The organism is Streptomyces sp. NPDC060035, from assembly GCF_042736635.1.
Taxonomy (GTDB): Bacteria; Actinomycetota; Actinomycetes; order Streptomycetales; family Streptomycetaceae; genus Streptomyces.
On sequence record NZ_JBHWVO010000003.1, the window covers coordinates 321,585 to 346,209 of the forward strand.

25 protein-coding genes and 2 pseudogenes are annotated in these 24,625 nt (G+C 68.8%); 14 read left to right on the forward strand and 13 right to left on the reverse strand.

The annotated features are described in order from the left end of the window. Both ACFWBQ_RS06455 and ACFWBQ_RS06460 read right to left on the reverse strand, forming a co-directional pair. Positions 1-1,425 (reverse strand): transcriptional regulator, encoded by a 1,425-nt coding sequence (locus ACFWBQ_RS06455; protein ID WP_385484757.1) that lies wholly within the window; start codon positions 1,423-1,425, stop codon positions 1-3. A gap of 94 nt (positions 1,426-1,519) precedes the next feature. Then, a complete protein-coding gene (locus tag ACFWBQ_RS06460; protein WP_385484759.1) occupies positions 1,520-2,203 on the reverse strand; it encodes a hypothetical protein in 684 nt (227 codons plus the stop codon). Between the two features lie 215 nt (positions 2,204-2,418). Here ACFWBQ_RS06460 and ACFWBQ_RS06465 point away from each other — a divergent pair, with 215 nt between their 5' ends. Both ACFWBQ_RS06465 and ACFWBQ_RS06470 read left to right on the forward strand, forming a co-directional pair. Continuing rightward, a complete protein-coding gene (locus ACFWBQ_RS06465) occupies positions 2,419-3,231 on the forward strand; it encodes a hypothetical protein (RefSeq protein WP_385484761.1) in 813 nt (270 codons plus the stop codon). Between the two features lie 124 nt (positions 3,232-3,355). Beyond that, the gene (locus ACFWBQ_RS06470; RefSeq protein WP_385484763.1) at positions 3,356-3,856 is read left to right on the forward strand and encodes a hypothetical protein; all 501 of its coding nucleotides are present in this window, start codon (positions 3,356-3,358) and stop codon (positions 3,854-3,856) included. A 135-nt stretch (positions 3,857-3,991) separates the two neighbouring features. Here the strand turns inward: ACFWBQ_RS06470 and ACFWBQ_RS06475 are convergent, their stop codons facing one another. Both ACFWBQ_RS06475 and ACFWBQ_RS06480 read right to left on the reverse strand, forming a co-directional pair. Then, on the reverse strand, positions 3,992-4,183 hold the full coding sequence (locus tag ACFWBQ_RS06475) for a DUF397 domain-containing protein (RefSeq protein WP_385484765.1): 192 nt from the start codon (positions 4,181-4,183) through the stop codon (positions 3,992-3,994). Then, the gene (locus tag ACFWBQ_RS06480; protein WP_385484767.1) at positions 4,180-5,031 is read right to left on the reverse strand and encodes a helix-turn-helix domain-containing protein; all 852 of its coding nucleotides are present in this window, start codon (positions 5,029-5,031) and stop codon (positions 4,180-4,182) included. Before ACFWBQ_RS06480 ends, ACFWBQ_RS06475 begins: the two co-directional genes overlap by 4 nt. 178 nt (positions 5,032-5,209) lie before the next feature. On the opposite strand from ACFWBQ_RS06480, the gene ACFWBQ_RS06485 reads away from it, so the two are divergent. Then, positions 5,210-5,680, forward strand: a complete 471-nt coding sequence (locus ACFWBQ_RS06485; protein ID WP_385484769.1) for an ATP-binding protein — start codon at positions 5,210-5,212, stop codon at positions 5,678-5,680. Between the two features lie 70 nt (positions 5,681-5,750). Here ACFWBQ_RS06485 and ACFWBQ_RS06490 read toward each other — a convergent pair whose 3' ends face one another. Next, positions 5,751-6,497 (reverse strand): GntR family transcriptional regulator, encoded by a 747-nt coding sequence (locus tag ACFWBQ_RS06490; protein WP_385484771.1) that lies wholly within the window; start codon positions 6,495-6,497, stop codon positions 5,751-5,753. Between the two features lie 120 nt (positions 6,498-6,617). Here ACFWBQ_RS06490 and ACFWBQ_RS06495 point away from each other — a divergent pair, with 120 nt between their 5' ends. The 4 genes from ACFWBQ_RS06495 (at position 6,618) to ACFWBQ_RS06510 (ending at position 12,623) form a co-directional block, all read left to right on the forward strand. Continuing rightward, complete coding sequence (locus ACFWBQ_RS06495) at positions 6,618-8,036, forward strand: MFS transporter (RefSeq protein ID WP_385484773.1); 1,419 nt, start codon at positions 6,618-6,620, stop codon at positions 8,034-8,036. 35 nt (positions 8,037-8,071) lie between these two features. Next, entirely contained in the window at positions 8,072-9,280 is a 1,209-nt protein-coding gene (gene manD / locus ACFWBQ_RS06500; protein ID WP_385484775.1) for a D-mannonate dehydratase ManD, read from the forward strand. After that, entirely contained in the window at positions 9,277-10,698 is a 1,422-nt protein-coding gene (locus ACFWBQ_RS06505; RefSeq protein WP_385484777.1) for a mannitol dehydrogenase family protein, read from the forward strand. The genes manD and ACFWBQ_RS06505 overlap by 4 nt, the downstream gene beginning before the upstream one ends. Positions 10,699-10,916: 218 nt before the next feature. Next, entirely contained in the window at positions 10,917-12,623 is a 1,707-nt protein-coding gene (locus ACFWBQ_RS06510) for a protein kinase (protein ID WP_385484779.1), read from the forward strand. Positions 12,624-12,691: 68 nt separating this feature from the next. Here the strand turns inward: ACFWBQ_RS06510 and ACFWBQ_RS06515 are convergent. Continuing rightward, positions 12,692-12,862 (reverse strand): annotated as a pseudogene (locus ACFWBQ_RS06515) (IS5/IS1182 family transposase); the annotation flags it as partial. Positions 12,863-13,509: 647 nt separating this feature from the next. Here ACFWBQ_RS06515 and ACFWBQ_RS06520 point away from each other — a divergent pair. Together ACFWBQ_RS06520 and ACFWBQ_RS06525 are read left to right on the forward strand one after the other, a co-directional pair. Beyond that, positions 13,510-14,133, forward strand: coding sequence for a DUF485 domain-containing protein (locus tag ACFWBQ_RS06520; protein WP_385484781.1), 624 nt, complete (start codon positions 13,510-13,512; stop codon positions 14,131-14,133). After that, a complete protein-coding gene (locus tag ACFWBQ_RS06525) occupies positions 14,130-15,749 on the forward strand; it encodes a cation acetate symporter (protein WP_385484783.1) in 1,620 nt (539 codons plus the stop codon). Before ACFWBQ_RS06520 ends, ACFWBQ_RS06525 begins: the two co-directional genes overlap by 4 nt. A 268-nt stretch (positions 15,750-16,017) precedes the next feature. Here the strand turns inward: ACFWBQ_RS06525 and ACFWBQ_RS06530 are convergent, their stop codons facing one another. Continuing rightward, entirely contained in the window at positions 16,018-16,548 is a 531-nt protein-coding gene (locus ACFWBQ_RS06530; protein WP_385484785.1) for a GNAT family N-acetyltransferase, read from the reverse strand. A 60-nt stretch (positions 16,549-16,608) separates the two neighbouring features. Between ACFWBQ_RS06530 and ACFWBQ_RS06535 the strand changes: the two genes are divergently transcribed. The 3 genes from ACFWBQ_RS06535 (at position 16,609) to ACFWBQ_RS06545 (ending at position 19,263) form a co-directional block, all read left to right on the forward strand. Next, complete coding sequence (locus ACFWBQ_RS06535; protein WP_385484787.1) at positions 16,609-17,085, forward strand: hypothetical protein; 477 nt, start codon at positions 16,609-16,611, stop codon at positions 17,083-17,085. A 437-nt stretch (positions 17,086-17,522) separates the two neighbouring features. Further along, on the forward strand, positions 17,523-18,566 hold the full coding sequence (locus ACFWBQ_RS06540) for a MarR family transcriptional regulator (RefSeq protein WP_385484789.1): 1,044 nt from the start codon (positions 17,523-17,525) through the stop codon (positions 18,564-18,566). A 103-nt stretch (positions 18,567-18,669) separates the two neighbouring features. Then, the gene (locus ACFWBQ_RS06545) at positions 18,670-19,263 is read left to right on the forward strand and encodes a DUF4291 domain-containing protein (RefSeq protein ID WP_385484791.1); all 594 of its coding nucleotides are present in this window, start codon (positions 18,670-18,672) and stop codon (positions 19,261-19,263) included. A 165-nt stretch (positions 19,264-19,428) separates the two neighbouring features. Here ACFWBQ_RS06545 and ACFWBQ_RS06550 read toward each other — a convergent pair whose 3' ends face one another. Continuing rightward, positions 19,429-20,013 (reverse strand): DinB family protein, encoded by a 585-nt coding sequence (locus ACFWBQ_RS06550; protein ID WP_385484793.1) that lies wholly within the window; start codon positions 20,011-20,013, stop codon positions 19,429-19,431. 199 nt (positions 20,014-20,212) lie between these two features. Then, positions 20,213-20,626 carry a hypothetical protein gene (locus ACFWBQ_RS06555; protein ID WP_385484795.1) on the reverse strand — a complete coding sequence of 138 codons (414 nt, stop codon included), beginning with the start codon at positions 20,624-20,626 and terminating at the stop codon, positions 20,213-20,215. 278 nt (positions 20,627-20,904) lie between these two features. On the opposite strand from ACFWBQ_RS06555, the pseudogene ACFWBQ_RS06560 reads away from it, so the two are divergent. After that, positions 20,905-21,170: pseudogene (locus ACFWBQ_RS06560) on the forward strand (TipAS antibiotic-recognition domain-containing protein); the annotation flags it as partial. A 96-nt stretch (positions 21,171-21,266) separates the two neighbouring features. Here the strand turns inward: ACFWBQ_RS06560 and ACFWBQ_RS06565 are convergent. Continuing rightward, the gene (locus tag ACFWBQ_RS06565) at positions 21,267-21,872 is read right to left on the reverse strand and encodes a GNAT family N-acetyltransferase (protein WP_385484797.1); all 606 of its coding nucleotides are present in this window, start codon (positions 21,870-21,872) and stop codon (positions 21,267-21,269) included. Between the two features lie 23 nt (positions 21,873-21,895). Beyond that, positions 21,896-22,762, reverse strand: a complete 867-nt coding sequence (locus ACFWBQ_RS06570; protein ID WP_385485025.1) for a GyrI-like domain-containing protein — start codon at positions 22,760-22,762, stop codon at positions 21,896-21,898. 159 nt (positions 22,763-22,921) lie between these two features. On the opposite strand from ACFWBQ_RS06570, the gene ACFWBQ_RS06575 reads away from it, so the two are divergent. Beyond that, positions 22,922-23,209 (forward strand): hypothetical protein, encoded by a 288-nt coding sequence (locus ACFWBQ_RS06575; protein ID WP_385484799.1) that lies wholly within the window; start codon positions 22,922-22,924, stop codon positions 23,207-23,209. A 19-nt stretch (positions 23,210-23,228) separates the two neighbouring features. On the opposite strand, the gene ACFWBQ_RS06580 is transcribed toward ACFWBQ_RS06575, so the two are convergent. Next, positions 23,229-24,044 (reverse strand): SGNH/GDSL hydrolase family protein, encoded by an 816-nt coding sequence (locus ACFWBQ_RS06580; protein WP_385484801.1) that lies wholly within the window; start codon positions 24,042-24,044, stop codon positions 23,229-23,231. Next, positions 24,031-24,600: a PadR family transcriptional regulator gene (locus ACFWBQ_RS06585; protein ID WP_385484803.1), complete on the reverse strand. Its 570-nt coding sequence runs from the start codon at positions 24,598-24,600 to the stop codon at positions 24,031-24,033. Before ACFWBQ_RS06585 ends, ACFWBQ_RS06580 begins: the two co-directional genes overlap by 14 nt. Positions 24,601-24,625 lie beyond the last annotated feature (25 nt).

Consider the following 24,625-nt stretch of genomic DNA (forward strand, 5'->3'; position numbering starts at 1 on the left):
TCACGCCTGGCCCTGCCGCACCGCGTCACGCAGCCACTCGACGCCCTCGCCTGGCACTTCGATGGCTTGTGTGGTGGCCTGCGCCAGCTTCCTCAGAGTGGCCTTCAGCTTGAGGACAGCCTCGTCCAGGGCCTCCTCATCCAAACTGCGAGAAGCACTCGCCAGCACCATGTCGGTGATGCACTGTTCGATGTCCTGGCAGGCATCGTTGAGGCGATCAGGGGCAGCTTGCTTCCGCTTGCGGACACGAGCGTCCTTGCCGGCAGGCTCAAGCGCGTCTTCGACGGCCTTGTGTGCCACTTCAAAGACGGAAGTTGCCGCATCCAGCTGTGCCGAAGGAACCTTCTCCTTCGCCCGGACCACCGCCTTCGCGCGAAGCACCGAATCAGTGAAGGCGCGGGCCGCAGCCACCTGGGGCACATCTGCCTTGACCGCACGGCCGATACCGGGGATCACCCGCGCGGGGGCCGCGGCAGGAGCCGCCTTCAGTTCGTCTGGCAGCCGGTGCTCCAAGTAGCGGCCCCGGAAGTCAGCTTCGATGAGACGGACGTCGGTTTTGGAGAAGTTCATCACGATGGCAGCAAGGCGGTTCTCCTTGAGCAGCTCAGCTTTCTGCGTATCGGTCTTCGATTCCTTGGCGTAAGCGCGGTGCACCTCACGAAGCCTCTCCTGCGCGTCCTCGAAGTCCAGCAGCCGCAACTGCACACCGCCGGTCGAGGACCTGTCGCTCAGGTCCCGAAGGCAGACAAGCACCCAGAGATCCTGTTCAGCTGTCGATTCCCTGATACGGAAGTCTCGCGCGACTTCCTTCAGCGGCCGGCCTGATTCCACCTGCTCATCGATCGTGAGGAGCCTGTTGATGTACGAATACGGCCGCCGGGTGTCATGGCGGAGCTGAAGGGAGAGTTCAACTTTGTTGATGTCTGCCCAGGTGCAGGAGTCCGGCAGCACAGCCACCCGGATGTTCTCCACACCGAGCTCACGCAGGGCCGCCGCCCTGGTGTTGCCGTTGACCAGGATGCCTTCGCGGGTGATGAGCCCCGGCTCGTTCTGCTTGAAATCAGCAAGGCTCTGCTTCAGAGCATCGAAATCCTTGTCCCTCTTCGACGGGTCAGAGGGTTCGGCTTGGAGCAGGTGCTGAAGGTAATTCTGGCTGTCTTCGCTCCAGGGGGCCTCATCAAGCCGACGGTCAAGCTGCGGGTCGTAGCTGCGCTGCGCCCTGATCCGGTGAGTCCCCGGGTTGTAGTAGAGCGAGTTCACCGGCATGTCGATGACCTGTACGACCTGCGGCTTCGTGCGCCACTCAATCGTCAGGGTCTCCTGAAGTCCACTGCCGACAGCTACGTCATTGAGACGCTTCTCTACAACTTCCCAGTTCTTGGCGGCGTGCGGCGGCAAGCCGAAGTCCCCGACGTTTCTGATCACAGCTCGTTCTCCTCTGGCCTGCGAATGGTGTGGCTGGGCTTCATGGGTGGGGCTGCTGCCGGCAGCAGCCCCACCACGGCTCTACGTATGGAACTCAGGCGGGGGGCAGGCCGAGGGTTTCGCGCACCTTGTCGCGTGCCTCCGCCGGCAGCGTGCGAATGTCTGCCCACACCCGCTCCACGACGCTGAATTCACGCTCGTCGGCCGAGACCCAGTCCTTGAGAGTCTGCAGCTGAAGCCCACCGAGCTTCTGAACATCTTCAAGCACGGCAGTGAGATCCGCTTCCAGAGTGCGGCCGCCCACGCGGCAACGATTGCACTCCGCGATCGGCTGCACCGATGAGGTGCCGCTGGGCAGCTTCACCTTCCGGCGGGCGATGTCGATCTGAGCAGTCTCGAAGGTTCCGGAGTAGGTCTGCCCGGGCGTGATCCCGCATGACCGGCAGCGGTTGCCGTCGCGAGTGAGAACCGCCCGCCTCTGCGTGTCTGTGAGGACCGAACCGCTCTTGGTTGCCTTCCCCGGTTCCCAGACATGCTGACCCGCCGCGACAAACCGCAGCTCGTGCTGGCCCAGGCTCGCGTCCTCCCGGTGGGTATCAATCTTCCACCCGTGGTCACGCAGGTCACGCACCCTGCGATCGGCCTGACTGATGCCGGGGAAGGCTGCCTTGACATCTTCCTTGGTGAAGGTGCCGCCCTCCTGCACGACCGTCAGCAGCCACAGCGCGGCCCTCTTCATCGTGCCGAGCTTCTCGTTCTCCCACGACGGCAAATTCATCCACAGCCCCCAGCTATGTCAGATGCACGGCAGTCCCGAATGCCAGTCCTCTGGCACCCCTCGCTGACTCCGCCACTCTCTCTGGTTGACGACCCATCACGCCAGGTTCCGCAAGCTTTCGAGGGGCTATGGAAAACATCCACACACTGCCGAAATCTGCCCGCGTCGTCCACAATTGGTGATCACCGCTGCACTGACGACGAACGGATGCGTGCGTGACACCGAAGCCGAGGACGTGGAAAGAGCTGCCGCCCGGCATCACCGCAGCACACAGGGCGTTTGTGACAGCACTGCGCGGGATCCGGGAGTGCAGCACTCGAACGCAGGCCGACATCGCCAGGGATGCCCACCAGGAGCCAACCACCCTCTCGAACCATCTGAACGCTGGCCGTATCCCCGAGGAATCGCTTCTGTGTGACTTCTACGCTGTCGTGGAAAAGGACGCCTCAGGCACCGGCCCGCTGCCACACACCCTGAAGTTCCTTCTTGATCTGCGTATTCACGCCAAGATGAAGCACTGCGCATGCTGCTCCGTCGGCTATCCGGCCACGGCCGCAAGCTCCCAGGCGGGACCACAGCAGCCGGCTTCGCACAGTGTGCAGGAAGCCAATCTGGTGCGGATGCGGCGCCTTCGCCGACGTGTCCGGCGGCACGCTTTTCCGATCCCCCAGGAACGCGCCGAGGTGCCGGTCCCCCGCAGAGAGGGGGACCGGCACCCCGTAGACACGGCAGAACTCACCTGGTCCGAGACTGGAGTGGTGGCCCGATACCTTGCCGTTGGCCAGAAACGGGACGCTGGCTTCCTGCTCTGGCGGGCGGGTGCGTCCTACTCGGCCGCGGAAATCGTGGTGGCCGTCAGCTCCTGCCGAGCGGCCGGGCTGCACGATGCTGCCGAGGCAATACTGATTAATGTCGCAGAACGGACAGACAGGCAGGCGGTCCTGAACATCGCGGCGGCGCTAGACAGTGCCGGCCGGCACGATGAGGTCACGTTCATGCTCACTGCGGCGATGCGAGCTTCGGCCTGACTCAGGGGCGAAACCACCGACGCTATGGATCTTGCAAGCCGCAGATCTGCTTCGGGCAGCCGGAGCGGAGGCCTCAACCGCCAGGACGGCTCCCATCGCCCCATCAGGACACAGGAATGGCGCCATGCAGTCCACAGACTTCTTGTTGAGCAAACTGGCCCACCACATGGACACGTTAGCCACGGTCTCGCGCGTCTACATCCGGGTCGGCCGCTTTACCGACGTAGCTCCCAGCACGGCTGAGCTGGCGGAGCAGGTCCACGGGCTACTCGTCCAGATCTTCGAGGACGTGGCTTGGAAGCGCTTCTTCACGTCGCACGAACCGATGCCGGCCCTGAACATTGAGGCCAGCCTGGAGCCCATCGAGATCAACGAGGCGGCAGCATTCATGGCCATCGCCGCCACGGTCGACATCGTCTGGCCGCCGCATCGCCTCATGGACGACGCCGGAGCCCTCCACACCGCGAAGCGCGTGGTGAGTCTGCTCGGCGCGGATGCAGCCTGGTGGACCAACCACGATTCCTACTGCGGCGCGACCAACCTTGTCACCCCTGTCTTCGACAGCCTGATCGCAGGGATGAACGGCCACGTGTTCGCGATGTTGATCCAAGTCGCGGACGACTGACGGGACCGGGGCGTCGAAGAATCTCTGCAAGCGTCCGCGTGGCGACGGTTGAGCGGCTCCTGAAGCGGCGCACCGACTGTACGCGTACCCACGTGACCTCCCAGGTCACCGGCTAAGCCAGCGCACCCGGGATCCTCAGACCTGCGAGTCGGCAGCAAGCTCCGTGAAGGCTGACCAGGCGCGAGGCGAGACCGTCAGTGCGCGTTCTCCCGCATCCTTAGAGTCTCTGACCAGCACGGCCTCGAGACCGAAGGCGATCTCCACGCAGTTGCCCCCGCCGCCACCGCTGTAACTGCTCTTGAACCATGCAAGTTCAGTGGTGCTCATAGCGCTCCTCGCATCTGCTCCAGCAGACCCGCGGTGGCTTGTTGACTCAGAGCCTGCGAGCGCATCTTGCCATAGCGCTGAAGCATCGCGCTTGCGGCTTTTGAGTCGGTGATCAGCATGCTGCTGTCGTGGGCCTCGACGTATCCCACCCACCGGTTCTCCGCCGTCTCGGCCAGGGAAAGTGGACCTTCGAAGCCTGAATGGTCCTCCTGGACGAGCGGCATGGCCTGGATCTCCACGTTCCGCAGACGACTCACCGTGAGCAGGTGGTCGAGGAGCGCCCGCGTGACCTCGTCACCGCCCATGCGGCGTTCCAGCAGCGCCTGTTCAATGATGAAGCTGAAAGTGGTGTTCGGCCGCTCCGCGAGAAGACGCTGTCGCTCCAGGCGGGCAGTGACCTGGTGCTCGAACTGGTCCTCCGACAAGGGTGGCAGACGACGCTCGAAGAGTGCGCGAATGTACGGCTCGGGTTGCAACAGCCCTGGAATCACGCTGGACTCGTACGAGAAGAGCGAAATCGCGTCCTCCTCGATCGCCGCCCACTGCAGGAACCACGACGCCAGCCCCACCTTCCGCGTCAGGCTCCTCGCCGCCGCCGCCAGCACCCGGGCCGCCGCCGGTCCCAGGACCTCCTCCGAGCGGTCCAGTAAGTCCCTCGGCGGGAACCGCTTCCCCTGCTCGATCTTGGCGATGTATGCCGCCGAATACCGCACCCGAGGCGCGAACTGCTCCTGGGTCAGGCGCGCTTCGTCGCGCAGCGCCCTCAGCACGGCCCCGAACGTCTTCAGGCTGTCCGACAGCTCCGGCTCACCGCACTGCGCGCCGACCCCGCCATTGTCCGAAGCCATGCGCGGCCGCCTCTCTCCTGTGCCCACCCGTACCGCGCGTCGTCCGCACTGCGCCACGCCTGACCACGCAAGGCTTACGCACAGCGACTCTCCCAGTCCAGCGGGTGAACCAGTACAAGCCGATCTGTATGGGTGTCGTGCCTGCCCCAGGGCATCGCCTCCGCACCAGGCTGGGCTCATGCCAGCCCCTCACACCCAGTCCCCCGCCCTCATCCGCCTGTTCGCGCAGCGCTTCTCCGCCACGCGGCGGGGTGCCCGCCTCGCGCGCCTGCTTGCCGGGCTGCAGTTGGCCGAGTGGGGGCACCCTCGCGATGCTGATGTCCACGACGCGGTCACGGCCGTCGTGGCCGAGCTCGCCGCGAATGCCGTACTGCACGGCCGCGTGCCCGGCAGGGACTTCGCTCTGCTCCTCCGTCATGACGGAGGACGGGGCCTCGTCCATATCGAGGTGTCCGACACCCACCCGGCCCGGCCTGTCCTGGTCATGCCGGCCTTCGACGAGGACCACGGCCGTGGGCTGGTCCTCGTCGACGCCCTCGCCACCCGCTGGGGCGTTGATGACCGCGTCGGCCCTGGCAAGACGGTCTGGGCGGAGTGCACCCTGTCCACGGCGGTCGGAGAGCCCACGTACGGGCAAGCCGGTCAGTAGGGCCGCATGCGTCAGTCGCGGGGTGAGCGCGGCCCGGAAGTCGTTGGTTCTTCAGGGCGACGCCCGCCCGTCATCCGTCCGTGCGGCGGCGCGGCTCGCGGCGCGGGCGCGGCGGCGCGTCGGTGTCGCCGAAGAGGTCGGGGTGTCGCGTGCGGATCGTGTCGACATCGGCGAAGACCTGGCGCAGATGCCCCCGCAGCGCGGCATCGGCGCCGTCGATGTCCCGGCGCTCCAGCGCATCGACGACGTCGGTGTGCTGCCGGATGAGGAGGGGCAGCTGGTCCTCGAGCGGCAGCGACAGGCGCCGTGCCCGGTCGAGGTGCGCCTTCGCGTGGCTGACGACGGACCACACCTCGGGGTGTCCACCGGCAGCCATGAGGCGGGCGTGGAACTCCTCGTCGAGCTTGAAGAAGGCCTCCGGGTCGGATTGCTGTTCCGCGTCGGACTGCGCGGCGAGCAGGGCGCGCAGTTCCAGCACGTCCCGCTCACCGGCGCGCGTCACGCTGTCCCGCAGGGCGGCCAGCTCCAGTGCCTCGCGGACGAACTGGGCGGAGGCGATGTCCCGCTCCTTGATCCGCGCCACGAACGTGCCGAGCTGGGGATACACGTCGACCAGCCCCTCCTCCGCGAGGAGGATCAGGCTTTCCCGTACGGGGGTGCGGCTGACGCCGAGCTCGGCGGCCAGGTCGTTCTCCGAGAGGGCCGCCCCCGGCAGGATCTCCAGCAGCACGATCCGCGTGCGCAGGAGCTCGTGCACCAGTTGCCGGGTATTGCGCCCCCGCGCCCGGGCGGCGTGCAGTCCTGTGGACAAGGCCATCGTTGCCCCTCCCCCTCTTGACGTTGCCTGAAGTACTTGTATGGTAGCCGACGCGATCTAGATTGTGTGGTCCTTCATGCAACCGGCCACGTGATCTTTTACCTGCAAGGAGGCAGGCAGATGAGCGAGCACACCCCCAAGGGAACCACCCCCACCGGGACCGCCCCCGTCGAGGCTTCACCCAAGGAACTGCGCCGGACCGTAGGCGCTTCCGTGGTCGGCACCATCGCCGAGTACTACGACTTCTTCATCTACGGCACCGCGTCGGCGCTGGTGTTCAACAAGGTGTTCTTTCCCGAGGTGGACCCCGCGGTGGGCACCCTGGCCGCGTTCTCGACGTATGCCGTCGGGTTCTTCGCGCGCCCGCTGGGCGGCCTGGTCTGGGGTTACATCGGTGACCGCGTCGGCCGTAAGAAGGCGCTCGTCTTCACCCTGCTCCTCACCGGCCTCGGAACCTTCGCGGTGGGCCTGATGCCGACCTACGACCAGATAGGCATCTGGGCAGCCGTCATCCTCGTCCTGGTCCGCCTGATCCAGGGATTCGGTGTGGGCGGTGAGCAGGGTGGCGCCGTCCTGCTCACGGCGGAAGCGGCACCACCGGCCGAACGCGGCTTGTTCGCCAGCTTCGTGCAGCTCGGTTCGCCGGCCGCCTACCTGATCCCGACCGGGCTGTTCGCCCTGCTCACGTCGTTGCTCTCGGAGGAGGCGTTCGTCTCCTGGGGATGGCGCGTGCCCTTCCTGCTGAGCGCATTCGTCGTCCTCATCGGCCTGTTCGTGCGCATGCGCGTCAACGAGTCGGAGACCTTCAAGGCCGCCAAGGAGACGCAGGCGCACCAGGTCGCTCCGCTGAAGCTGCTCGCCCGCGACCACAAGCGGGAGATGTTCGGCGGTCTGTTCACCAAGTTCGTCGAGGCCGCGGTCTTCCCCTTCTACACCGTCTTCCTGGTCAGTTACGCCAAGGAGCACGGCATCGACGACAGCATGGTCCTCAACGCCGTGATGATCGCCATCGCCTGCGAACTGGTCGCGATCCCGCTGATCGGCAGGCTCACCGACAAGGTCGGCCGCCGCCCGGTCTACCTGGCCGCCGCGGTCCTCAACCTGGTGCTCGTCGTCCCCGCGTTCAAGGCGATCGAGAGCGGCAGCATGGTCCTCATCGTGCTTCTGCTGATCGCCGGCCTCGCGCTCGGCCACGCCGGCACCTACGCGCCGCAGGCGTCCTACTTCCCCGAACTGTTCCCGGCCCGCGCCCGCTACAGCGGCGTCTCCGTGGTCTGGCAGTTCGGCTCGATGATCGCCAGCGGCCCGTTCACCGTCGTCGCCACCGCCCTGCTGATCACCGGTGACGGCTCCTACACCTGGGTCGCGCTGTACGTGGCCGCGCTCATCACGGTCAGTATCGTGGCCCTGCTCTTCATGCCGGAAACGGCACCCGGCAAGCGCGGCGGCATCGAGTACGCCGACTGGGGCCGGGGCGAGACCGCAACGCCGCGTGCCGAGACCGCCGCCCCGCGTGCCGAGTCACTCGCCCGCAACTGATCCCTCACCCCCCTCGCTCCCTGAAGGGCTGTCCCATGGCCACCATCACCCAGGCGAAGGTCATCATCACCTCGCCGGGCCGCAATTTCGTCACGCTCAAGCTGACCACCTCCGACGGTGTGACAGGCCTCGGCGACGCCACCCTGAACGGCCGCGAACTCGCCGTCGCGTCGTACCTGAACGACCACCTCGTACCGTTGCTCATCGGCCGTGACGCCGACCGCATCGAGGACATGTGGCAGTACCTCTACAAGGGCGCCTACTGGCGTCGGGGCCCGGTCACCATGACGGCGATCTCCGCCGTCGACACCGCGCTCTGGGACATCAAGGGCAAGGTCGCCGGCATGCCGGTGTACGACCTGCTGGGCGGCAAGGCCCGCGAGGGCGCCCTGGTCTACGGCCATGCGAGCGGTGCCACCGTCGGTGAACTGATCGACGATGTGGCCCGGTTCAGGGAGGACGGCTACCGCGCGATCCGCGCCCAGGCCGCGGTGCCGGGTGTGGCGGGCACGTACGGCGTCCGCAAGGGCTCCGTCTACGAGCCTGCCTCGGCGGCCCTTCCCGAGGAGCAGCTCTGGGACACCGAGCGGTACCTGGACTTCGCTCCCCGCTATCTCGCCGATATCCGGGAGAAGTTCGGCTTCGACTTCCATCTGCTGCACGACGTCCACCACCGCCTCACCCCCACCGAGGCCGGCCGGCTCGGCGCGCGCCTGGAGGACCTGCGGCTGTTCTGGATGGAGGACCCGTCCCCGGCCGAACTCCAGGAGAACTTCCGGCAGATCAGGCAGGCGACGACGACACCGATCGCCGTCGGAGAGGTGTTCAACTCGATCTGGGACTGCCAGCAGCTCATCTCCGAGCGCCTCATCGACTACATCCGCTGCTCGGTCGCCCACGCCGGCGGCATCACCCATGTGCGGCGGATCTTCAACCTCGCCGAGCTGTACCAGGTCCGTACCGGCTCGCACGGCGCGACCGACCTGTCGCCGGTCAGCATGTCCGCCGCGGTCCACCTCGACGTGACCGTCCCCAACTTCGGCATCCAGGAGTACATGGAGCACAGCCCGGTCACCCACGAGGTGTTCCGCCCCACCTACGAGCTCCGCGACGGCGCCCTGTACCCCTCCGCCGCCCCCGGCCTCGGCGTCGAGCTGGACGAGGAGGCCGCCGCCCGCTTCCCGTACGACCCCAAGTACCTGCCGGTGGGCCGCCGCTCGGACGGATCGGTGCACGACTGGTGAACAGGCTCTCGTACGCGACGCTCGGCGCCCTGCCCGCCGGAACCGGACCGCTCACGGACCCGCGGGCACTGCGCACCCGGATCGTCCACCTGGGACTCGGCGCCTTCCACCGGGCCCATCAGGCCGTCCACACCGAGCAGGCGGAGGCACTGCACGGCGGAGGATGGGGCATCGCCGGCTTCTCGCAGCGAGGCCGCTCCGTCGTCGAGCAACTCGCCCCGCAGGACGGGCTGTACTCGCTGACCCTGCGTGCCCCCGAGGGCCCCCGCACCCGCGTGATCGGGCAGCTCACGGAGATCCGTCACGCCGCGGACGACGCGGCCCGACTGCGTGATCTGCTCGCCTCGCCGGACGTGACGGTCGTGACGACCACGGTCACCGAGAAGGGCTACCGGCGGGCCGCCGACGGCAGCCTCGACACCCGAGACCCCCTGGTCGCCGCCGATCTGGCGGGGGCCCCCGCCCCTGCCACCGTGGTTGCACAGTTGGCGCACGGCCTGCGTGCCCGTCGGATCGCATCCGGCGCGCCGCTGTCGGTGGTGCCCTGCGACAACATGGCCGACAACGGCACCGTCGTCGCCCGGCTGGTCGGCGAGTACATCGAGGCCTCCGGCTGGGCGGACCGCGAGGCACTCCTGACGTGGATGGCGGATGCGGTCGCCTTCCCGTCCACGGTCGTCGACCGCATCGTCCCCGCCACGACCGAAGCCGACCGCGACGCCGCGAGCGCCGTCCTCGGCATCCGCGACGAGGGCGCAGTCATCGGCGAGCCGTTCACCCAATGGGTACTGCAGGACACGTTCGCCGCCGACCGGCCCCGCTGGGAGGACACCGGCGCACTCTTCGTCCCCGACGTCGCGCCCTACCAGGTGATGAAACTGCGCCTGCTCAACGGCGCGCACACACTGCTGAGTTGCCTGGGCATCGCGGACGGCCGGGTGAGCGTCGCCGATGCGATGACCGCCCCGTGGGGCGAGCCGGTCCTGCGCGCCTACGCCGCCGAGGTCGCCGGCAGTCTGCCGGCCGGCCTCGACGTCGAGGGGTACATCGACGGACTCGTCCTGCGCTTCGCCAACCCCGCCATGCGGCACCTTCTGCGGCAGATCGCCACGGACAGCTCGCAGAAGATCCCCGAACGGTGGCTCACGCCGCTGCGCGAGATCCGGATCGCAGGAAGGCCCTCGGCAGTCCTCACCGGCGCCCTCGCGGCGTGGATGCGCCACACCCGGGACCAGCCGCTGGACGACCCCGCCGCCGACCGCATCCGTGCGGCCTGGACAGGGTCGGGCGACCGCCCGGTGCGCGGACTGCTCGCCGTACTGGGGGCACGGGACCTCGCGGACGACGCCGAGTTCGTCACCGCCGTAGGGGAACGACTCTCGGCCCTCGACGCCGACGGGCCGAAGGCGTTGCTGTAGCCCGACCGGCGTCGGCAACTCCGCCATCTGCTGCGGGAGGCCACATGGACGTCCTGAAGTGGCCGTCGTAGGCCCCGGTGACGGTGCCGCAGAAGGTGCGGGTGGCGGTCGGGGCGTCCTCGGTGCCGGTCATGGGGAGGCCCCGCAGCGGGCCGCGCCGTATGCTCCGCTCAGGCCGCTGGCGTTGGCCAACGCATGACAACGGGGGTACGGGACTGATGAGCCATGCGACGGATGTCTTCCAGCCACTCCAGGCCGACGACCCGCCCGCGGTGGCGGGCTATCGGCTCGCCGCGCGGCTGGGCGCCGGTGGCATGGGCCGGGTGTATCTGTCGCACACGCAGGGCGGGCGGCCCGTGGCGATCAAGGTCGTGCGGCCGGAACTGGCCGACGATCCGGACTTCAGGCGGCGGTTCGGCCGGGAGATCAAGGCGGCCCGGCGGGTCCAGGGGGCGTACACCGCCGAGCTGATCGACGCCGATGCGGACTGCGTACCACCGTGGCTGGCCACCCTGTACGTGCCGGGGCCGTCGCTGACGGAGGCGGTGACCCGCCGCGGGCCGCTGCCGGTGCCGGCGGTGCTGTGGCTGATGGCGGGTGTGGCCGAGGCATTGCAGGCCATCCACGCCGAAGGCATCGTGCACCGGGACCTGAAGCCGTCGAACGTGCTGCTGGCCGCCGACGGCCCACGGGTGATCGACTTCGGTATCGCGCTGGCCGCCGACGGGACCTCGTACACGGCGACGGAGGGCACGATCGGCACACCCTCCTTCATGTCCCCGGAGCAGGCGTCCGGGAGTGACATCACGGCGGCTACCGACGTCTTCGCGCTCGCCCAGACGGCGGCGTTCGCGGTGCTGGGCAGGCCGCTCTACGGCGACGGTTCGGCCGTCAACGTGCTGTACCGGATCGTGCACTCCGAACCCGACCTGTCCCTGCTGCCCCAGTTGCTGCGTCCGCTGTTCGCCCGGTGCCTGGCCGCCGACCCGGCGGAGCGGGCCACTCCGGCGGAGGTCGTGGAGTGGTGCCGGCAGCGGCTGGGGGCGGATGCCGACGCGGGCGGGGGACCTGCCGTGTGGCGGGAGGTCACCGGGCCCGAGGCCGTGGTTCCGGCGCCGGTACCCGAGCCGACCCCGGCCCACCCGCAGCCGCCGGTGCCCGCACCGACGTACCCGCAGCCGCAGCCGCAGTTCAGGTGGCCGCAGCCGCAGTCCGGGGGGCCGCAGCCGACGCCGACGCCGGAACAACGTAAGGCCCGCAGGCGGCGTACGGCGCTGATCGCGGCCGCCGCTGTGACGGGAGGCTCGCTGCTGGTCGTGGCACTGGCATGGTCGCTCATCGATGCGGCGAACCGGCTCGGCGACCGGGACACGGCCGGCTCCAAGACGTCTGCCACGGAACCGGCCGCACGGTCGTCGGCGTCCGCACCGGGATCCTCGTCGGGCTCCTCCGCGGATGCCGCGGATGCCGCGGATCCATCGGCGGCCGGGGCCGATGGCGGTGCATCCGGGGATGCCGCGTCCTCGTCGGACTCCCCCGAGGATCCGCGGCCGGAGGGGTTCTACCTGGTGCGGTTGGACGCGGAGAACTCGCTGAACCTCAAGAACTCCGAGCCGCAGGTGGCCAGCAGCAAGGGCGATATCCGCTTCAGTTGTGAGACGGGCGGCTGCGAACTGAAGAGCGACCGCGCCGCGTTCGTCCAGATATTCGGAGGACACGGCACCACCCTCGACGAGTGTCGTCTCATGCTCCACAGCGCCAAGTACCACAGCTGGACGCTGGATGCGACGGCGGCCGGCACGGAGATCTGCATGAAGGACACCGAGGGCAACATCGGGCTGTACGTGATCCAGGTCAAGTCGACCGCCCTACCGGACCTCGCCTTCCTCCTGGGAGACCTGACCGTCTGGCGGAACGCGGCCTAGCTTGATCTTCGACCTCGGCGTCCGGCGTGCTGAACTTGTTCCCATGGGCCTAGGCCGTTTCGTTTGGATCACCGCGCAGACCGGAGGAAGATGCCCGCGATGCGGAGTCCGGCCAGGTAGATGGTCGCGGTCTTCTCATAGCGGGTGGCGATGCCTCGCCACTGTTTCAAGCGGTTGATGCAGCGTTCGACGGTGTTGCGCTGCTTGCATGCCTCGCGGTCGAAGGCGGGTGGCCTGCCGGTTCACCTGCTGGTGCCGCCTCGGCCAGCGGAAGTGATCCGACCGAGCCGGCCTAGGCCGTGAGGACGCCGAGGTCCCGCCGGAGTCCTGCGGGGAGAGGCCTCCGGTCGCGGTGGCGAAGAGCAGCATGAAGGCGAGACCGAAGCCGAAGCCGATGAGGAGGATGTCGGGCAGCCGGTGGGTGGCGTAGGAGCCGCCGGCCTCGACGCCGGTCAGGAGCGCAAGGCCGACCGACGCGAGCGCCAGGCCCGGCACGATCAGGCCGCGGGGTGCCGGCCGGTGCTGCAGGCGGGCGGAGACCTGGGCGGAGGCGTTCCTGCCATCGGCAGCAGGACAGGCCGATCCGGGCCGGGGGCAGCCGAGGGCATCCACCCGACCACATCGTGGGCCCGCCCTGCGCATTCGCCGGACCGGTCGTGCCGAGCGGCCTGCCCGGCCCCAGGGGCGGCCCGAGACCCACCCGTGACCTGCGGGAAGATCCACGACGGGGTTACCGCGGGTTCCGTCGCCACGCGCACAGGATCGTCACCGAACCGACATACCGAGCGGTCGGAAACCCCCTTACGCAGGAGCTATACCCATGAGTAACGTACGCGGACCACCAGCGCCACCCGCCCGTTCCCCGGGGCGGCAAGGAGCAAGATCGATGTCGTACCACCAGCCTTTCCCCGGCCCACCGCCCGTACCCCAGCACCGGAATGCCGGGCGGCACCGCCAAGAGGCGGCGTCGCAGTCCTGGGAGGGTGGATCGCCGTCCTGGGACACCGATCCACAGGCAGCCTGGGACTCGTCCCCTCGAGCCTGGGACTCGTCCCCTCGAACGTGGGACTCCTCGCCGCAAGGCTGGGACTCCGCGCAGCAGCCCTGGGACGCGTCCCCACAGCCGCAACCGCCCGCCGCCACCGACGATCGTGATGATCTGCACCGGCTCGGATCGGCTTACCGCAGGCTCCGCCGCGTCGCCACCTTCACCACGCTCGGCTACTTCGTCATCTTCCTTTTCCTGTCCGGCTACGCCCCCTCGATGATGACCAGCAACATCACCGGTGGTCTCACCACCGGTCTGGTCCTGGGGCTCCTCCAGCTGCCCGTGGCGCTGGCTGCGATCGCGCTGTACGAGCGGATCGCGCGCAACCAGGTCGACCCGCTCGCCGCGGCGATCCGCGAACGCGCCGAGCAGGAGGCCGCGGCAGCCGCGCCCCGGCCGGAACGCCAGAGCCGCTCCGGACGTCCCGTGTGGCAGCAGCCCACCGGAGGTGCGCGCGCATGACCAGCTTCAGCTCCGAAGCCCAGACCATGTCGCTGATGGCGTTCATCGCGGTCATCACTGTCACGCTGCTGCTGTGCGTGATAACCGGCCCCGATCGTGACGACCTGGGCGATTTCTACACCGGCTACCGCTCGCTCTCCCCCGTGCAGAGCGGCCTCGCGATCGCCGGCGACTACATCTCCGCCGGCACCGTGCTCGGCACCATCGGCATCATCGCGCTCGTCGGCTTCGACGGCATCACGCTCGTCCTGAGCACCGTGCTCTCGCTGGTCCTGATGATGTTCCTGCTCGCCGAACCGCTGCGTAACGCCGGCCGGTTCACGATCGGCGACGTCTTCACCCGGCGTCTCCCCGGCCCCGCCGTGCGAATCACCACGGCCGCGGTCACTCTGACCGCACTGCTGCCGCTGGTGATCTTCCAGCTCGCGGGCGCCGGCGATCTCCTCTCCGTCGTCCTCGGCTTCGACGCCGACGGCTTCAAGACCGGGGCGATCGTGTTCCTGGGCCTGCTGATGATCGCGTACGCGGCGATCGGCGGCATGAAGGGCACCGCCTTCATCCAGATCGTCAAGACCGTCGTCCTGCTCGGCGCGTCCCTCGCGATCGCCGCGCTCATCCTCAACCGCTTCGACTTCAGCCTGCCCTCCCTGCTGGACGCCGCCAAGCGCGGCAGCGGGGCGGGAGACGCCTATCTCGCCTCCGGTCTGCAGTTCGGCGGCAACGAACTCGACATGATCAGCACTCAGTTGACGGTCGTGCTCGGCGCCGCGGTGCTGCCGCAGATCACCATGCGCATGTTCACCGCACGCAGCGCGGCAGCCGTGCGGCGCTCGATGTCCTGGGCCGTGTCGACCGTCGTCGTGACCTGTCTGCTGATCGCCGTCATCGGCTTCGGCGCGGCGGCGATCGTCGGCCACCAGGGGATCGTCGCCGGCGACCCGCAGGGCAAGACAGCGTTCCTCATGGTCAGCCAGGCCGTCATGGGCACGGAACAGACGACCGTCGAGACACTGCTGTTCACGGCCGTGGCGACAGCCATCTTCCTCACCCTGCTGGCCTCGGTCGCCGGGATCACCCTCGCCTGCGCCAACACCCTGGCGCACGACCTCATCACGCACGGGCTGCGCCGCAAGGCGCAACTGAAGGACTCCACAGAGATGGCCATCGCCCGGACCGCCGCGGCGGGCGTCGGGCTCGTGGCGATCGCGATCGCCGCCGGTACACGGCATCTGAACCTTCAGGCACTGCTCACCCTGTCGTTCTGCATCGGCGCGTCCGCGGTGGCACCGGCCCTCATCTACAGCCTCTTCTGGCGCCGCTACTCCCGTACGGGACTGCTCTGCACCCTCATCGTGGGCAGCGCCTCCGCGTTCCTCCTCATGACCGGCAGCAACCTGGTGTCCGGATCGCCCCAGGCGATCTTCCCGGACCAGGACTTCAACTGGTTCCCGTTCACCACCTCGGGCATCCTCTCGGCCCCGCTGGGCTTCCTCGCGGGCTGGCTCGGCACGGTGCTCTACGAACGTGACCCGGCCGACCAGCGCATGCGGTACGAAGCGGTGGAGGAGACGATCCTGGCCGGCACACCCGCGGCGAACAGCGCCTCCGCGTACTGACGCGCACGCCCCGACGAAAGGGCGCCCGGCCTGAAGTTCCAGGCCGGGCGCCCTTTCGGCTGTCCCGAGGCGCCTAAGGGCTGTCCCGTAGCCAAAAAAGTCGACGGTTCGGGACGACCGGTGATCGAAAGCGCTGTGAGCGAGACACGGGGGGTGCTGCCCGCCTACGCGATCGAGGTCGGGCCCGAGCCGTTGGTCCGGCCGGTGCGGAACTCGTTGGGCGGCCGGCCCTTTCTCGACCGTGGCCAGGCATGGCCCGAGTGCTTCGTCAGCCGACCCGCCGGGCCAACACCTGTCCCGGCCATGACCCGGACAGGAAGCGAACGGTGGGAGTGAAACCGTTGCGCTCGTAGAACGCGACCAGTTCGCCCCCGCCGCCCGCCCAGCAATCGACCCGCAGCAGCTCCACGCCGGCCCGCCGGGATTCCTCGACGGCATGGGCCAGCAGCGCCGCCCCGATGCTCCGACCGGCGTGCCGCCGGTCGGAGATCAACAGACGGACATATCGCTCGGGTTCCTCGGCCGGCGCGATCGGCATCTGAGGGCTGGGCCCGGAATCCAGCACCAGAGCTCCGACAGGCGCTCCGTCCAACTCCGTGATGAACGGGGCGTTCTCGGTCATGTACCGCTCGACCCGCGCCACCGCTCCAGGCTTCTGCGAATACGGTGTCGTGCCCCACTGCTCGGTGTTGCCGCGATCGTTCATCCAGACCACCGCTGCGTCGAGCATGTCCAGCACGGCCGGTGCGTCGGCCAGGGTGCCCGGTCTGATCCGTATGCCATGTGTGGTGTCGTTCACGGCAGAAGCCTACGTAGGGTGGCGTCGATCCGGCAGATCGCACACCGGGAGGGCAGCGTAGTGGGTGCAAGCGGGTGGACGTACGTCACACCGTACGAAGGCAGCGTCCAGAAGTCTCTGGAGGCTCTGCACGCGCAGGTCTTCCAGGAGCTCTTTGGCGACGACGACACATACGAGTGCCTTGAGGACCTGTGGGACGACGAGGAGTTCATGGGCGAGGAGGGAACCCACTCGATCCTCGACATCCAGCAGGTCGTCCAGGCGACCACCGCCCCGTCGGAGCGGAACGCCGAGGACTACGGAACGCTGCGCCCGCTGGCGGACGACCGCATCGCGCACCATTTCGGTGCCGACCGACCGACGCCCGAACGGTTCGAGAAGCTGCTCGCCAGGGACTTCGGGCCCGCCGGAGGTTCGCCCGGCTCCACCGAGTCACTGCTCGACGAGTGCCGCATGCGGTGGACCGGCGTGTACGTGGTTCTGCACACCGATGACAGGCCGACGCACGTGGGGATCTTCGGGTACTCGGGCGACTGATCCATGGCGATGTCGGCTGAGGGACACGGGCCGGATCCGAGACCCGAGACCCGAGACCCGAGACCCGAGACCCGAGATCCGGGACTCGGGACTCGGGCTTCGAGGGCCGAGAGCCTGGACCCGAGCGTCGGCTCGGCCCCTTCACCCTTTCGTGGGTACGAAACGGAGGCCCGGCCCGACGCTTGAGCTTCGGGATCCGGGGGTCGGGATGCGAGGTTCGGGATTCGAGCGGTGTCTGTCATCCGGTAGGTAAAGGAAGGGTGGGGAAGAACCTCCCTACCCTCCCTGACCCGTCACGGCCAGCAAGTATGACTAATCGTGACCAGCTTGCGGCGCGGAGTCGCGGCTGCTTACGGTGCCCTCAACGAAACGACCCCGACGCGGTGTTGGACGCACCAGGCCGGGGTCTCACCCCAAGATCGAACGGACCCGATCTCGTGGCTACCGAGCAGCCTAGCTCCGCCTTGCGCGCACCCGCAGGCCCCTCCCGCGCCTCCCGCCCGTACCGGAAAGCCCACCGCGGCTACGGCAAGCGCTCCGCGCCCGATCAACGCCCGCCGGTTGCGGCCGATTTCGCGCTGCTGCCCGAGCGGGAGCGGTACATCGCCGGATACGTCGACCGGCTGCCGGAGGGCGCGGCCATGGACATCAAGTCGCTGGCCAAGGACCTCCCCCTGTACGGGCAGATGGCCATCGGCACCGCCCTGCGGGCCCTGGGCGTGGCCGGGCATCTACGCCACGTACGGTGCCGGGTCGAGACCCTCGGCCAGAACCGCTGGGTCACCCTCACCTTCTGGTCGCGCACCGCCCGCGACAACGAATGGTGGGCCGCCCACCTCGACGCCGGGAACGGCCCGGCAGCCAGGACGACGACGGCGTCCGCTCCCCCGCCGCACCCGGCCCTCGCGGTGCCTGCGGAGACAGAGGAGACAGCGGAGACAGGCGATGCGGCCGAGCCCGCGGCCACCGTCTCCGTACCGCAGCGGCGGAATGCGGACCCGGCGCCGGGCAGCGGCCCCTCCCCCGCGTACCTCGCTCTGGCCCGACTGGGCCGTACCGAACCCCGGCTCGCCCTCTCCGCCACCGACTGCAGCGCCCTGGAGGACCTGGCCGCAGCCTGGTTCGTACGCGGCGTGAACGCCGACTACCTGACCCAGGCGCTCGTCTCCGGGCTCCCGGCCCAGGTCGGCTCCCCCGTCGGATTCGTACGTCGCCGGCTCCTCGACAAGATCCCGGCCCGCCTGCCCGTCGCCGCCGCTCCGACGCCGGGCAATCCCGCGCGCCGCCTCCTGGTCGAGTGCACCGAATGCGGCCGCCCCGGACCCGCCGGGTCACTGCCCGACGGTCTCTGCCGCCCCTGCCGCGCACCCGCTGCGGACACTGCCCCGGCAGCCCAAGAGCCCTCGGCCGACCTGCCCGCGGAACGCGATGTCCGCCGTTACGTCGACGTACTGCGCGGCAAGCACCGTATGCCCTCGTAGTCGGCTGCCCGGAGCCGAGCCGAACGCTCCCGCCCGGAGAGGCGCCGGCTGCGGCCCGGTAATTCGATGGCGCAAGGCGCACCGAACGTCGACGCTGGTCAGCGTGCCAGAACCCAAGTATCAGATCCGCGCCCTCCATACGGCCTCCACGGTGACCGTCTACCAGGCATACGCACCGGAGATCGGCCTGCCCGCCGCACAGGACGGTCATTTTCCGGCGGCCTGGAAGAGGGGCCGAATGACGTGGATCAAACCGTCGTTCCTCTGGATGATGTACCGCTGCGGATGGGCGAGCAAGGAAGACCAGGAGACCGTCCTCGCGATCGAAATCACCCGCGAGGGCTTCGAATGGGCCCTGCAAAACGCCTGCCTGTCCCACTACGAACACGGGCTGCATTCCGACCACGCCACCTGGAAGCGGCAGCTGAAGCGAGCCCCGGCCCGAGTGCAGTGGGATCCCGAACGCGATCTGCACCTCCAACCGCTTCCTCATCGCTCCCTCCAACTGGGCCTCGCCGGCGAGGCCGCTGAGCGCTACGCAGAGAAATGGATCGTCTCGATCAACGACGTCACCGCACGCGCGCATGCGATCCATGCCCACGTGAGGGACGGGGCTCTGGATGCCGCCCGGCAACTTCTTCCCGCAGAACGCCCCTATCCGTCGGGCGACGCGCTTCTGACCCACCTACGCGACTGAGCGCTCGTCACACGGAGCGGTCCCACCACCTTGCGGACGAGCAACGAACGACGGCAGCAACGGGGCGGCCGGCTCCCAGAGTTCATCAGGAACCAGACGCTTCGACAGATCAGCACCCACGACCGGCATCATGCCGCACGAACATCAAGTCACGTGGGACAACCTCTAAGCCTTGACTGGTGCGGCCGACCTGGCAGCCTGCTCGATCTTCGCGCAGTAGGCTGCACGGGCTTCCTCGTCGATCTGCTGCTCGTTTTCGGCGCGCACCCCGGTCCGGCCGTCGAGGCCCTCGCGCAGGATATCGGCGTGCCCGGCATGCCGGATGGACTCGCCGAGTACATGGACCATGATGGCGAACAGGTTCGTGTTGGGATAAGGCTCCGGCCACCACGGCACGTGGCCGGGGGCGTCGAGGGGCAGCTCGTTGATCGTCGCGTCCGAGTGTTCCCACGTGCGCCGGTAGAACCCGATGATCTGATCGCGGGTCTCGTCCTCGGTCGCCCACAGATCGCTGCCGTTGGAGTCCTGCCACCGAGGCAGCGGTTCCGGGGAAGGGCGGTCGAAGACCTCACCGAAGTACCTGGCCTCGACGGTGGCCACGTGTTTGACCAGGCCGAGGAGGTTGGTCCCGGTCGCTGTCAAAGGTCGGCGGGCGTCGTATGCGGACAAGCCGTCGAGTTTCCAGAGCAGCGCCTCGCGGTCCCGCCGCAGTCTCCTGTGCAGGTTGTCTTTCGCGAATTCATCGATCATGCGGCATGAGCCTGCCATGGGCTGCTCGTGGTCCCAAGATCCCGTACGTGTTCCGCAACGACTGGCAGAGCCGAGGCCTGGCCATGGCGCCGCCCTGACCTGCTACAAGAAACTCACGAAACCAGTCACGTGAGACAACCTCTAAGAACTGGATCAATTGAGGCAATGGGGGCCCCTCCGCCCGCGAGGGGCGCGCAGGTCACCACAGTGGTTGAAGGAGTTTGCGGGCTTCCTCGCTCACGGCACTATCCGCATCCGATGCCAGCGCCGAGCACAGTACTGCGAACCGTTCCCCGTCCTCCTGGGACTGACGGCAGACATTGAGGATTGCATCATCGAGGTGATCGCCGGTGCTGTCATCCGCAGCGACGAACGCGGCCAGCACCATGCGCAGACCAACCACGTCCCAGCGTTCGAGCAGAGCTTCCGCCGTCTCTTGAGTGACGAAAGTGTCGCGACCATCCAGCAGCAGTCGGTGCAGGGTCTCGGCTGCTTCAGGAACCTCCGCGACGGCTGCCAGGCGCCGGCCTGCGGCCGCTCTGACAGACCACGATGCCGAAGCAGCGTCCTCGAGGAGAGGGATCAGCTGGTCATCGGACTCGCAACGGGACATGGTTCACACTCTGGCATACACCGCTTCGCCCTGGGTGCGGAGCGGGTGCGGAGCGCCCTGCCGGTCACCGGGTCACTTCGACGAGGTGAGAACGTGCGCGCCGTGGTCATGAAGCACTACCCGGCCGAGTCCAAGAAGGCTGCGGTCGAGCTGTGCGGTCGAGGTACCTGGCCCGTTCCCCAGACGTTCGGCGCGGCGAGGGCGAGAGCGGGCCGAGACCCTGGTTTCTGGGCTTGCAGTTGCCGCACCGGCAGCTTCTACCGTCGTGATCAGGGCCGGAGAGACCGGCTCAGGCGATCCGCCTGGCCGAGCTGCTGGCCGCAGGTACGCCCGCGGACGACGACGCGGTGCTCGCCGAGATCGATGGCCAGTACCGGGCGCTGACCGGGCTCCGGACAGTTTCCGCCGACGAGTACCGCGCGATCGGGCGATCGGGCGGGTGGAGAACGAGCAGTGGCGCGCGGCGTACGAAGCGATCGCGCCGGGCCTGGCCGCGTACCAGCGGGATGCCATCGAGGCGTACGCCTCGACCTGGCTGCGCTGAGCCGGAAGTGCCGCCGCCACGGAAGTCGACCCGTGGCGGCGGCACTTGGGCTGCCCGCGCTTCGTTCCGCCGCGCGAGGTCGGACTGTGGGTGGGGTCAGTAATCCGTGGGGGCGGGGCGCCCGTGGCCCGGGACGCGGGCGTGCAGGTGCATGTCGTGCCGGCCGTCGCCGTGGACGGCCGCACTGCGCTTGGTGCCCTCCAGGACGAAGCCGGACTTGGCGGCGACCCGGCAGGAAGCCTCGTTACGCGTGGAATGGTCCAGCTCCAGACGGTGGAAACCGGCCTCCCTCAGCGCCCAGTCGCTCACGGCAGTGAGCGCGCCGGAGGCGACGCCGGTGCGGCGTGCGGCCGGGAGGACCCAGTACGCACACTCGGCGACGCCGTCATCGAGGTTCATCCCTCGCAACGCGATGCGGCCGAGCACCTCACCGCCGTCGCGGGTCACCGCCCAGTTGGCGGCCTTCTCCTGTGCCCAGTCCTGGCGGTATCCGGCGAACCACTCGCGGGCCTGGTCCTCGGACGCGGGGCTGCGCGTGTGCCAGCGCCGGATCTCGGGGTCCCGGTAGGCGTCGAGGAACACCGGGGCGTCGGCGGTGTCCCAAGGCCGCAGCAGCAGGCCCGCAGCGCGGAGCACGGGATGCGGAGCGGCGACGAGAGAACCGGCGGGGATGGCGGACTGCGTGGACAGCACGTAGGTCATGGGCCCATCGTGCCCCGACCGGCTCAGACCGGATTCCGCTCCACGGGAATCCAGAGCTCCGCGTCCGCCTGTGCCGCGTCCGGCGACAGCCGGGTACGCAGGATCTCGGGACCCGGCCTGCTCCGGTACGGATTGGACGGGAACCACTGCGTGAACACGTCCCGCCACAGGTACTGGAGCGTCTGCGGAAACGGCCCGGAGCTGTCGAAGACCGCCCACATCCCGGCGGCGACGGTGAGCACGTCCATGTCGTCGGGCACCTCGGCGCCGGTCACCACACCGTGGTAGTAGTCGAGTTCGGTTCCTTCGGCTCGGCTGTCGTCCAGGTTGTCACTCACCGAGACGATGCCCTCCGGCTCCTGGTCGGACAGGCTCTCGATGCGCTGCAGCGTCTCCTTGCCCAGGCCCCGGATGAAGTCGCCGATGGCCGGGTTCATTCCCTCGTGCACGAGGGGGACGCGCGCCTTCCTGCCGACCACCCGGAACTCCTCCCGCTCCACAACCCTGTACCGCATGCTGCTGCTCCCTTCGACGATGAGGCGGAAGGACATCCGGGGCTGGGACTGCAGGCTCGCACCGGTCCGTCTGGCCTCACCGGGGCCGACTCCGTGCATGGCACGGAACGCCCGAGCGAACGCCTCGCCCGAGGAGTAGCCGTAGCGCACCGCGACCTCCAGCAGCGTCCGCTCCCCGGCCAGCACCTCGGCGCCCGCGACCGTCAGCCGCCTGCGCCGGATGTACTCCGACAGCGGGATGCCCGCCAGCGCGGAGAACAGCCTGCGGAAGTGGTACTCCGACGTCATCACGATCCGGGCCAGTTCGGGCACCTCGATCCGTCGGCCGAGGTGGCCCTCGATGTGCTCCATCGCCTGGTTCAGCCGCTCCAGCACCCTGGACTCCTTCCTTTCGTCCCTCACGCTAGGCAGGACCCGCCCCGCCGGACCCGACTTCCCGTGCCCGGTACGGTCGGGTGCGTCTCCGGGAGACCGCCTCGGGGCCGGCGTCGCGCTCGACCATGGGCGCGACCGTCACCGTCACCGGAGGATGCCGTGATCCGAGAGCTGTACAACGTCCGCGCCCTGCCTTCGGAGCAGGCGACGACTCCCCTCACGCCCGAGGAGGAACGGCGTTGCAGGGCAACGCTGTTCACCGAGCTGGGCAACAAGATCGCCGACCGCGGCTGGGTACGGTTCCCCGCCTACAGCCGGGAGGAACGCGCGCGGCTCGTCGACGTCGGCCGGATGCTGAGCGAGCACTGGGGCATGACCGTCACGGTCGAGGCGGAGGACGAGTGCGCCCTGCGCCTGTCGCTCGCGGGTCACGCCCTGCGCCCGTAGGAACAACAGACGGACCGGACTACGACGGCTCCTGGCGGCCGGTGTCCGCCGGGGAGGCGAGCGCGCTCAGGGGCAGGAGCTCGGGGCGCTTCGCGATGCGGCCGTCGCCGGAGGACCTGCCGCGCAGTCGGCGTCCCAGCCAGGGCCCGAGGAACGCTGCCGCCCAGCGCACTTCGGCCCGTGCGGCCTTCAGGCCGGAGGGAACGGCCTGCGGCGGCAGCGGGAGCATCCAGGCGTCGTCGCTGCCGGGCAGACCGATGGTACGGGCGACGGCGGCGGCGATCCGCTCGTGGCCGAGCGGGCTCGCGTGCAGCCGGTCCTCGCTCCACAGCCGCGGGTCGGTGGCGACGGCCTGCGGTGCGATGTCGACGACCGTGACGCCGTGCCGGGCTGCCGCCGCGCGGATGCGGGCGTTGATGTCGAACACGCGGGACCTGACCGGCCGCGCGAGCGGCGCGATCTTCCCCACGTCGGGAAAGGTCATCGTCACCACGTGGGCCCCGGCTGCCGTGAGCGCGGCGAACATCTCCTCCAGGTGACCTGCCACCTCCTCGGCGTCGAAACCGGGCCGGAGCAGGTCGTTGACCCCGGCGACCACGGTGGCGAGGTCGGGGCGCAGGGTCAGCGCGGGCCCCAGCTGTTCCGCGCGGACCTGGCCGGCCACACGTCCTCGTACAGCCAGATTGGCGTACTGGAGACCGGGGTTGGCTGCCCCCACGTGCGCGGCGAAGAGGTCGGCCCAGCCCCGCAGGCCGGTGACATCGTCGCCGTCGCCGACCCCTTCGGTCTGACTGTCGCCCAGTGCGACGTAACGCAGGTACTCACCGCTCGGCACGGGTCGTCCGCCTCTCTCTCAGTACGTTCGCGATCCGCAGGCACCAGTCCCGGTGCCCCTCCTCGAAGGCGAGGCCGCGCAGGCAGGTCAGGTACGGCCCGACACGCTCGCCCGTGCGCAGGTACTGCTCCTCGTCCAGGTCGCCGCGCATCTGCCGCAGCAGGTTGCCGAGGAGCTGGATCTTGGCGTCGGCCGCGGACGCTCGCTCCTCCAGCTGTTCGATCACCGGTGCGGTGCCGATGCGGTCGGCTGCCTGGACCTTGACGAGCAGGTCGTCGCGGATGAACGAGGGCTTCGACACGTCCGCGGCGAACCGTTCCAGCTCGGCTCGGCCGGCATCGGTGACGTGGAAGAGGCGTTTGTTGGGCCGGGTCTCCTGGATCACCTGCCGGCCGGCGACCAGCCCGTCCTTCTCCAGCTTGGCCAGCTCGGTGTACAGCTGCTGGGGCAGGGCGTGCCAGAAGTTCGCGACGCCGATGTCGAACGCCTTCGCCAACTGATATCCGCTGTACTCACCGTCCAGCAGTGCTGCCAGCACGGCATGCCGCAAGGCCATCGAAGCGCTCCTTCTCCCGTTTCTG